The sequence below is a fragment of the Actinomyces bowdenii genome (genome assembly GCF_017592395.1).
In the GTDB taxonomy this organism is placed as follows: domain Bacteria; phylum Actinomycetota; class Actinomycetes; order Actinomycetales; family Actinomycetaceae; genus Actinomyces; species Actinomyces bowdenii.
Genome location: NZ_JAGFOU010000003.1, coordinates 142,445 through 152,079 on the forward strand (window position 1 = coordinate 142,445; position 9,635 = coordinate 152,079).

Below are 9,635 nucleotides of genomic sequence, written 5' to 3' on the forward strand. Positions count from 1 at the left end.
ACCGTCAGTGTGCTCATGGTCGTCGTACCGATCGTGCTGGTCATCGCTGCGCCCGGGGCCGTGCCCGGTGGGCGGCTGCTCCACGGTGCGGTGGTCCTCCTGCCGGGTGATGCCATGGCCCGCCCCATCACAGCGGGCTCGAGACCCTGGCGCGGGACAGGGCCAGGACCACGGCCCCCGTCACGGCGGCCACCAGGGCCGCGGGGAGCACCAGTCCCACCAGCCACGGATCGGCCAGCAGCTCGACCGTGGGCGCCCCGCGCGAGCCCAGGACCGCGCCGATCGCGGTCTCCCCCAGGGTGAAGGCCAGGGTCATGCCCACGGCCAGGCCCATCAGGGCGAGCGCCCCGAAGCGGGTGAGGTACTGCACGGCGATGGCGCGGTGGGTGCAGCCCAGGGCGCGCAGCACCCCCACCGCCGCGCGCTCGCGGGCCAGGACCAGCACTGCGAAGAGCACCGTGATGAGGAAGGACAGCCCCAGCGCGATGATGCAGGCCATGGTGGCGATGAGGCGAACCTGGGAGCCGGTGGCGCCGAAGAACTGGGAGGCGTACTGGCTCATGGCCGTGACCTGCACGCCCTCCAGGCCCGAGCCCAGATCCTCGACCACGGCCTGCTCCTGCTGCCCCTCGCCCAGGTCGGCGTAGATGAGCTGCCACAGCGCGGGGGCGCCGTCGTCGAAGGTGGCCTTGGCGGTCAGCCCATTGTTGGTGATGTCCTGGTAGATGCCGGTGACGCTCAGGGATCGCTCTCCCTCGGCGGTGGTGATGGTCACCGTGGAGCCGACCTGCGCGCCGGAGGCCTGGGCCTGGTTGTAGGACAGCGAGATCTCCTGCGGCCCTGTGGGGGCGCGCCCCGAGAGGTAGGTCATGGGGAAGGCCGTGTGGTCCCCGATATCGATGAGCACCGGCTCCCACTGCCCGCCACTGGTCTCCATGGTGTACTGGCGGCGCAGCACCGTGGTGTGCCGCGAGATGCGCGGATCACTGGCGACCCGGTCCTCCACGGCCCCGATGTCCTGGACGCCGGCGCGCACGTCGATCCGCAGATCCGACTGGCCCGAGCCCAGGTAGGTGGCGATACGGGGATCATCCAGGGTGGTGGCCACATTGACCGGAAGCACCATGGTGAAGGTGCACAGCGTCAGCACCCCCATGAGCAGCGCATTGGAGGGGCGCAGCGCCTCGCGCATCCCGAGCCACAGCTGGACGGGCAGGCGCCGTGAGGACGACAGGCGCCAGCGGTGGCGCCGGCGGCGCAGCGCACCACTGGTCCCACTGCGCAGCGCCTCGACGGCGGAGATCCTGCCCACGCGCCGCAGCGTCGCCAGGGTGAAGCCGATGATGGTCCCGGCCAGGACCAGGGCGGAGGCCAGGGGCAGGCCCAGGCTCCACACCGTGGTGGGGGGCTCGCCCAGGTAGAGGACCGCCGGGGCCTCCAGCGCCCCCGCCAGGGGGATGGCGGCCGCATATCCCACCGCCGAGCCGATCAGGGCCAGTGCCGTGTACTTCAGGGCGTACAGGCGGCGGATCCGCCCCTGAGGCGCGCCGATGGCCTTGAGCACCGCGATCTGGGGCAGGTCCGCCTCGATGGCGGCCAGCACCGTGTAGCGCAGCGCCAGCATGGCAACCACCGCCAGCACCAGGGCCACCACCAGGGCCACCGCGGCGATGAGCATCGTGCTCAGGGCGTTGATGAGGCTGATCATCGAGCCGTCGATGCTGATGCCCGTGGCGGGCAGGCCAGCAGCCTTGTAGGCCTCGGTGACCGTGCCGGGACGGGCGGAGTCGGCCAGGTCGAACTCGATGAGGTACTCGGGCTCGGTGATGCTCTCGGCCAGGGCGGAGAAGTCCTGGGCACTGACCACCAGGCGCTTGGAGGGGACCATGGGGGCGTTCATCTGGGCGTCGCGCACGAAGCCCACCACCTCCAGGTCCATGCGCCGGCCCTGGCTCTCCACCGTGATCGTGTCCCCCACCTCAGCCAGGCCCGCCGCCTGGTAGTGGATGGGCAGGAAGACCTCGCCGGGGCCCGGATCAGCCGGCTCGCCGTGGTCATCGAGCAGCAGGTCGATGCGGGTCGGCGCGGTGACGAAGGCGGGCTCGTAGTAGGAGTCGGCCTGATTGGCCCCGTCGATCCACAGCTCGTGGCGCGGGACCGGCAGGGTGGTGATGATCTCGTGCTCGAGGATGTCGCTGCGACCATCGGCCCAGGCCTCGATCGCCGCGGGATCCGCATCGCCCGTGTGCATCTGGATCAGATCGGGGACCCTGGCGCGCTCGGCCAGCCGGTTGGTGGCCGCCGTGGTATCCACGATGAGCCAGGTGCTGGCCGAGGCCAGGGCGGCGGCCAGGGCGATGAGGGCGGTCAGCGTCATCGCGACCACCGGGCTGGCGGCCAGATCGGCCCGGAGCAGTCGTCTCACCATGAGGCCGCCTCCTGCCGGATGCGCCGGTCCGCGGTGCGGATGCGGCGCGGTGGGCTCGTGGGTCGGGATCCGCCGCGGCCCCTGCCCCGCTCCTGAGCCTCAGCGGAGGTCTCGGAGGACAGGGCCAGTGCCCCGCGGTGCCGGTGGATGACGAGGGCCAGGACCATCGTGCCCAGTCCGGCCAGGGCCACCAGGAGGGCGGCGCCGCGGCCCGCCCCGGTTCCCAGCAGCACCCCGAGGCTGGGCGCCAGGGCCCCGGTGGGGCTCAGGAGCGGTTCGAGCACGGCGTCGCTCAGGGCGCCCGCGCTGAGGTAGGCGGCCAGATAGCCGACCTGTGTCACCAGGCTGATGACCCCCCAGACCCGGGCCTGGTGGTCGGTGGCGACGCTGCGGCGCACCAGGGTCTCGGCCCCGGCCTGGCACAGGGACAGGGCGGCGAAGACGGCGAATCCGCTGAGCGCCACCCACCAGGTCCACGAGCGCAGCGAGAGCAGGACCATGGCGGTGCCCGTGGCCGCGGTGCCCGCGCTCAGCAGGGTGGTGGGCCGGGCCCGGGCCAGGAGGGCGACCAGGGCCGCACCGGCCAGGATGCCGGTGGCGGCCAGGGTCTCGACCCGGCCCATGGTGGTGGCGTCCACATGCGGCAGGAGGATCGGCTTGAGCAGGACCTGCACGGTGCCGATGGCCAGGGTCATCATCGTCATGAGGCCCACGATCGCGCGCAGGCCGGGGTGGCGGAGCAGGGTGCGCCACCCGCCCATGAGGTGGCCGGCCACGCCGTCGGGATCGGTCGGTGCGCCGCTGCGGCCCCCGGCGCCGCCAGGGGCGGCGCCGCGCACGGCGCGCATGACCACCACGGAGCAGGTGACGGTGACCAGGCAGGTGGCCGCGTCCATGACCACCAGGACGCGCAGCCCCACCAGGGGCAGGAGCAGGCCGGCCAGGAAGGGGGAGATGAGGTAGCGCGCGGCGGTGGCGGCCTGGAGCAGACCGGCGCTGCGCACATGCTCCTCGGCGGGGACCAGGTCGGTGATCGAGGCGCGCAGGGCGGGCTCGGTCAGCGCCGCCAGGCAGGAGGAGGCGCCCACACCCAGGAGGATGGCCTCCAGGCGGGGCGAGGGCGAGCTGAGCACCACCAGGACCGCCCCCAGTCCCAGGATGGAGCCGCCGTCGCCGATGGCCATCATGAGCCGGCGGTCGAAGCGGTCGGCCAGGGCGCCCGCCAGCGGGGCGAGCAGGATGATCGGCGCGAAGGCGCACAGCTGGACCAGGGCCACGGCCGTGGCGGTGCCCTCCAGGCGGTAGGCGAAGACCCCCAGGCCGAAGGCCGTCAGCCCAGTGCCCACGGAGTTGATGAGGGCGCCGAGGAGCAGGATCGTCAGGTTCCTCATGGCTGCACCGCCTCCGGCGCCGCGCCCGCTGCGCGTACTGCTCCGGCCCCGGCCCCGGCCGCGGCGGGGGCCAGGGCGCCGGGCTCGCAGCCCAGCAGGACCTCCGCAGCATGCACGATCGCCATGGTGCGGCGCGGGGCCTCCTGGGCCTCGCCGGTGAAGATCCCGTCGTCGAGGAGCATGCCCGCGCTGGTCAGGAGGATCTCGATCATGTCGCGGGGCTGAGGGGCGTTGAAGGCGCCCTCGGCGTTGCCCTGCTCGACGATCCCGGTGAGCACCGGGGTGAGATGGCGGACCATCTCCACGATGCTCAGGACGTGGAACTCGGCATTGCCCGGGGCGTGGAGCTGCTCGGCCAGTTCCCGCTCGGGCTGATCGACGCGGGCGGAGGCCATGACCGCCAGGAACCTGTCCACGGCCGGACCCGGTTGCTCGGCGATCGCGCGGGCCCGGTCGACGATCCGGTCGGTGGTGCGCGCGATGAGGGCGGTGAGGATCTCCTCCTTGGAGGAGAAGTGGTAGTAGAGGGTGCCCTTGGCGATACCGACCTCCGAGAGGATGTCCTGCACGGAGGTGGCCTGAACGCCCTTGGCGATGAACAGCCGCTGGGCGGCATCGAGGATCTCGGTGCGGCGCTGCGGGGCCGGCTTGGCGGTGCGCGGGCTGCTGGTGGTGTGGGGCGGGCTTCCTGGTTCCGGCGGCTTGTGCGGCATCGGTGCACCTCGATCGTGGTGGTGTTCGGCTCTGGTCGGGCGGGAGCGGCGGGAGCGGGCGGGGCCCGCCCAGGGCGGTCGCCGGAGGCGGTGCTCCAGGTCGGGACCGCTCCCGATCCCTTGTCTCGACCGACCGTCGGTCGAGACAAGGGTAGTCCCGCTCCCGCCGAGCGGTCAAGTGCTCGGCGGGTCGCGCGGCGCGGCCGGGTCGTGGCAATCTTTGACCCGCAAGGGCGGCAGGGCCTCCGACCTGCCGGATGAATCGAGAACAGGACGTCCCTAGTGCAGATCTGGTATGGCGCCGAGCAGGTGCCCGCGGCTCTCAGGTCGCCGGCAGGGCCGGGCAGCGTGGTGAGCATCGGTGTCTTCGACGGGGTCCACCGCGGGCACCAGGCCATCCTGGGCCGGGTGGTCCAGCGCGCGGACCAGATGGGTCGCGACGGCGCCCGGCCGCTGGCCGTGGCGATCACCTTCGATCCCCACCCCCGCCACGTCCACCAGCCCGACCAGCCCTTCGCCCTGGTCACCTCCCTGACCGACCGCCTGGCCTCCTTGGAGGCCATCGGGCTGGACGCCGTTCTCGTGGTGCCCTACGGACTCGACTTCGCCGCCCAGGGGCCCGAGGACTTCGTCTCCACCTGGTTGCACGGCCTGCTCCGGGCGCGGGCCGTGGTCGTGGGCCGTGATGTGCGCTTCGGGCGCGGCAACAGCGGGGATGCCCGCGCGCTGGAGCGCATCGGCACCCATCTTGGCATCGAGGTCGAGATCCTCGACGAGGTCTGCTCGGGCCAGGGGCGGCGGTGGTCCTCGACCTGGATCCGCCAGTGCCTCAAGGACGGCAGGGTGCGCGAGGCCGCTGACATCCTGGGCCGCCCCCACCGCCTGCGCGGCACCGTCGTCCACGGGCTGCGCCGCGGGCGCGAGCTCGGCTTCCCCACGGCCAACCTGGAGGCCGCCACCGCGGGCGTGGTGCCGCCCGACGGCGTCTACGCCGGCTGGCTGGTGCGCGATCAGGAGGAGGGGCCGGCTGAGCGCCTTCCCGCCGCCATCTCGATCGGCACCAACCCCACCTTCGACGACGTCCCCCAGCGCACGGTCGAGGCCCATGTGCTGGGCCGGGCCGATCTCAACCTCTACGGCGAGGAGATCGGCGTCGAGCTCGTCGAGCACCTGCGCCCCATGCTCGCCTTCGACGGTCTGGAGCCGCTGCTGGCCCAGATGCGCACCGACATCGAGGACACCGCCCGCATCCTGGGGGTGCCCGAGCCCGGCCCCATCCGCCCCGAGGACGTCACCGCTCACTAGGGCGCGTATACCTCAGAGGCTCGGAGGCTCGGAGCGCGGCTGGCGGGGGCTGGCCCGGGGCTGCGGGGCCGGTGGGGCTCACGTTGGGCGTCGTTTCGCGACAAGTGCGTCGTTTCGCGACGTGGACGGTACTTGTCGGTGTCGCCTTCGTCGCGAAGTGACGCGTCTGTCGCGAAGTGGGGTTCAACGTGGTGGCCGGGAGCGGCGCCGAGGCCCTTCGCCGTCGCCTGCCGCCACCGGGGCCCGGTCTGGGCTGAGTGGTCGTGCGCGTTCCCGGGGCGGGCTCGCGGCTGCCGGTGGGGACTCCGAGTCGCCGGGGTCGGCTGTGCTTTGCGGGGTTGTTTGCGGGGTTGTCTGCAGATCGTAGGGCTTGTCAGTGTTTCAGCCCCCTGGGGCACCTCCGGCATGCCGACATCCCCGGCGATTCACCGACAGCCCCGTGATCTGCAGGAAGCCCCGGTGATCTGCGCCCCCACCATCTGCCCACCGGTGAGGGGGCCTGTGCCCGTTCCCACAGCAGCGCCCCTGGTCCGCGGGGGCCGGGGCGGCGGGATCGCTGGTAGTGTTGGCGGGCCGTCGATCGGCCACGGATGAGTCATGCCCGGGAGAACATGCCCCGGCGCTCCGTGCAACGAGACCAAGGAGCCCGCAATGTCGGTCACCCCGCAGCGCAAGCAGGAGATCATCGCCGAGTACGCCACCCACGAGGGTGACACGGGCTCGCCGGAGGTGCAGGTCGCCGTCCTGACCGAGCGCATCACCAACCTCACCGAGCACTTCAAGGGCCACACCCACGACCACCACTCGCGCCGTGGCCTCTACCTGCTCATCGGCAAGCGCCGCCGCCTCCTGGACTACCTCATGAAGGAGGACATCGAGCGCTACCGCTCCCTCATCGCCCGCCTGGGTATCCGCCGCTGAGGTCGGCGAGCAGGGCCTGAGCGCGGCGGCGCGGATCGCGTGCGCCTCGGATCATCGCCTCGGCCCCACTGCCCCACCGGGCAGTGGGGCCGAGGCGCGTTCCACTGCCTCCGAGCATCTCCTGAGGCATCCCCGGCAGGGGCCTGACGGGGACTGGGGACCGAGGGGCCCGACCTCTGCGCGCGTCCCATCTCACGTGGGCGCGAGCCGCGTCAACCGCCGCAGTATTGTCTCCCGGGGTAAGATTCGGCGCGGCTGCCTCTAGGCGGACGACCGCTTGAGCGCCTCCCAGGGCGGCCCCGCGCGCAGGCAGACTCCTGATGCGCAGCCGGCCCCGTCGGTTTTCGGTGGTGGCCTCCGGAGCCGCGCCGCGCCCGGGCAGGGCGCGGCCGACGCCGCTCCGTGGGCCTCGATCGAAGGCCACGGCCCCGGCTCCTCGACCGAGAGAAAGAGACTCCTCACAGATGTTCATCGATGACCCCGAGGTCACGGCCGCCGAGGCAGTGATCGACAACGGCCCCTTCGGCAAGCGCGTGGTGCGCTTCGAGACGGGCCGCCTGGCCAAGCAGGCCGCCGGCAGTGCCATGGCCTACCTCGACGGCGAGACCGCCGTGCTGTCGGCCACCACCGTGGGCAAGCACCCCAAGGACCAGTTCGACTTCTTCCCCCTGACCGTGGACGTCGAGGAGCGCCAGTACGCCGCTGGACGCATCCCCGGCTCCTTCTTCCGCCGCGAGGGCCGCGCGGGCACCGCCGCCATCCTGGCCTGCCGCCTCATCGACCGCCCCCTGCGCCCCTCCTTCGTCAAGGGCCTGCGCAATGAGGTCCAGGTGGTTGAGACCGTCCTGGCCATCCACCCCGACGACGACTACGACGTGCTGGCCATCAACGCGGCCTCCATGTCCACCCAGATCGCGGGCCTGCCCTTCTCCGGGCCGGTGGCGGGCACCCGCCTGGCCCTCATCGACGGCCAGTGGGTGGCCTTCCCCCGCTACTCCGAGCAGCGGCGCGCCACCTTCCAGATGGTGGTGGCCGGCCGCGTCCTGGACTCCGGCGACGTTGCCATCATGATGGTCGAGGCCGGCGCCACCGAGGGCGCCTGGGACCTCATCCAGGCCGGCGCCGTGGCCCCCACCGAGGCCGTCGTCGCCGAGGGCCTGGAGGCCGCCAAGCCCCACATCAAGGCCCTGTGCCAGGCCCAGATGGAGGTCGCCGCCCACGCCTCCAAGCCCACCGCCGACTTCCCGCTCTACCTGGACTACTCCGATGAGCAGTACGAGGCCGTGGACAGGGCCGCCGCCGCCCACGGGCTGGCCGCCGCCATCGCCACGGAGGGCAAGCAGGAGCGCGACCAGGCCATCGAGGCCGTGCGCGAGACGGTGCTCGGCGAGCTCGCCGAGGCCTTCCCCGCCGAGGAGGACGCCAAGGCGCTCAAGGCGGCCTTCCGCTCGGTGACCAAGCGGCTCGTGCGCCACCGCACCCTGACCGAGGGCGTGCGCATGGACGGCCGCGGCCTGAAGGACATCCGCACCCTGGCCGCCGAGGTCGAGGTGCTGCCCCGCGTCCACGGCTCGGCGATCTTCGAGCGCGGCGAGACCCAGATCCTGGGCGTGACCACCCTCAACATGCTGCGCATGGAGCAGCAGATCGACGACCTCTCGCCGATCACGCACAAGCGCTACATGCACAACTACAACTTCCCGCCCTTCTCCACCGGCGAGACCGGGCGCGTGGGCGCCCCCAAGCGCCGGGAGATCGGCCACGGCAACCTGGCCGAGCGGGCCCTGGTCCCGGTGCTGCCCAGCCGCGAGGACTTCCCCTACGCCATCCGCCAGGTCTCCGAGGCCCTGGGCTCCAACGGCTCGACCTCCATGGGCTCGGTGTGCGCCTCCACCCTGGCCCTGCTCAATGCCGGCGTGCCCCTGCGCGCCCCGGTGGCGGGCATCGCCATGGGCCTCATGCACGAGGAGATCGAGGGCAAGACCACCTGGGCCACCCTCACCGACATCCTGGGCAGCGAGGACGCCTTCGGCGACATGGACTTCAAGGTGGCCGGCACCCGGGACTTCATCACCGCCCTGCAGCTGGACACCAAGCTCGACGGCCTGCCCTCCGAGGTGCTGGCCGGGGCTCTGGGCCAGGCGCGCGACGCCCGCCTGTTCATCCTCGACGTCCTGGCCCAGGCCATCGACGCCCCAGATGAGATGGCCCCCACCGCCCCGCGCGTGCTGACCGTGCGCATCCCGGTGGACAAGATCGGCGAGGTCATCGGCCCCAAGGGCAAGATGATCAACCAGATCCAGGAGGACACCGGCGCCGACCTGACGGTGGAGGACGACGGCACCGTGTACATCGGCGCCTCCGACGGTCCCTCGGCCGAGGCCGCCCGCGACGCCGTCAACGCCATCGCCAACCCGCAGATGCCCGAGATCGGCGAGCGCTTCGTGGGCACCGTGGTCAAGACCACGACCTTCGGGGCCTTCGTGGCCCTGTCCCCGGGCAAGGATGGCCTGCTGCACATCTCCCAGATCCGCCGCCTCGTGGGCGGCAAGCGCGTGGAGAACGTCGAGGACGTCCTGGGCGTGGGCGACAAGGTCCAGGTCGAGCTCGCCGAGATCGATCAGCGCGGCAAGCTCAGCCTGCACGCGGTGCTCTCCGAGGAGCAGCTGGCCGCCGAGGCGCAGGGCGAGGCCACCCGCAAGGCCGGCCGCCCCGAGCGCGGCGAGGGGGAGGGCGAGCGCCGTGAGCGCCGTCCGCGCCGTCGTCGTCTGCGCACCATGGAGGACGAGCGCGAGGACTGACGGAGCACTGGCGGCGGCCGCCGCTGGCCGCGCCCGGCCTGAGGCGCGGCGACCGGGCTCCTGGTCCTGGGGCCGG

The 9,635-nt window shown here is 72.5% G+C and carries 6 protein-coding genes; 3 read left to right on the plus strand and 3 right to left on the minus strand.

Going from position 1 to position 9,635, the window contains the following annotated elements:
- Positions 1-127: 127 nt before the first annotated feature.
- The 3 genes from J5X07_RS02470 to J5X07_RS02480 are packed head-to-tail and all read right to left on the minus strand — an operon-like array spanning position 128 to position 4,532.
- A complete protein-coding gene (locus J5X07_RS02470) occupies positions 128-2,428 on the minus strand; it encodes an FtsX-like permease family protein (RefSeq protein WP_208478551.1) in 2,301 nt (766 codons plus the stop codon).
- Positions 2,422-3,819 carry an MFS transporter gene (locus J5X07_RS02475; RefSeq protein ID WP_208478552.1) on the minus strand — a complete coding sequence of 466 codons (1,398 nt, stop codon included), beginning with the start codon at positions 3,817-3,819 and terminating at the stop codon, positions 2,422-2,424. The genes J5X07_RS02470 and J5X07_RS02475 overlap by 7 nt, the downstream gene beginning before the upstream one ends.
- A complete protein-coding gene (locus tag J5X07_RS02480) occupies positions 3,816-4,532 on the minus strand; it encodes a TetR/AcrR family transcriptional regulator (protein ID WP_208478553.1) in 717 nt (238 codons plus the stop codon). Before J5X07_RS02480 ends, J5X07_RS02475 begins: the two co-directional genes overlap by 4 nt.
- 282 nt (positions 4,533-4,814) lie before the next feature.
- Between J5X07_RS02480 and J5X07_RS02485 the strand changes: the two genes are divergently transcribed.
- The 3 genes from J5X07_RS02485 (at position 4,815) to J5X07_RS02495 (ending at position 9,559) form a co-directional block, all read left to right on the plus strand.
- Positions 4,815-5,837: a bifunctional riboflavin kinase/FAD synthetase gene (locus tag J5X07_RS02485; RefSeq protein ID WP_208478554.1), complete on the plus strand. Its 1,023-nt coding sequence runs from the start codon at positions 4,815-4,817 to the stop codon at positions 5,835-5,837.
- A 651-nt stretch (positions 5,838-6,488) separates the two neighbouring features.
- Positions 6,489-6,758 carry a 30S ribosomal protein S15 gene (gene rpsO, locus J5X07_RS02490; protein WP_124933351.1) on the plus strand — a complete coding sequence of 90 codons (270 nt, stop codon included), beginning with the start codon at positions 6,489-6,491 and terminating at the stop codon, positions 6,756-6,758.
- Positions 6,759-7,222: 464 nt separating this feature from the next.
- A complete protein-coding gene (locus J5X07_RS02495) occupies positions 7,223-9,559 on the plus strand; it encodes a polyribonucleotide nucleotidyltransferase (protein ID WP_124933352.1) in 2,337 nt (778 codons plus the stop codon).
- Positions 9,560-9,635 lie beyond the last annotated feature (76 nt).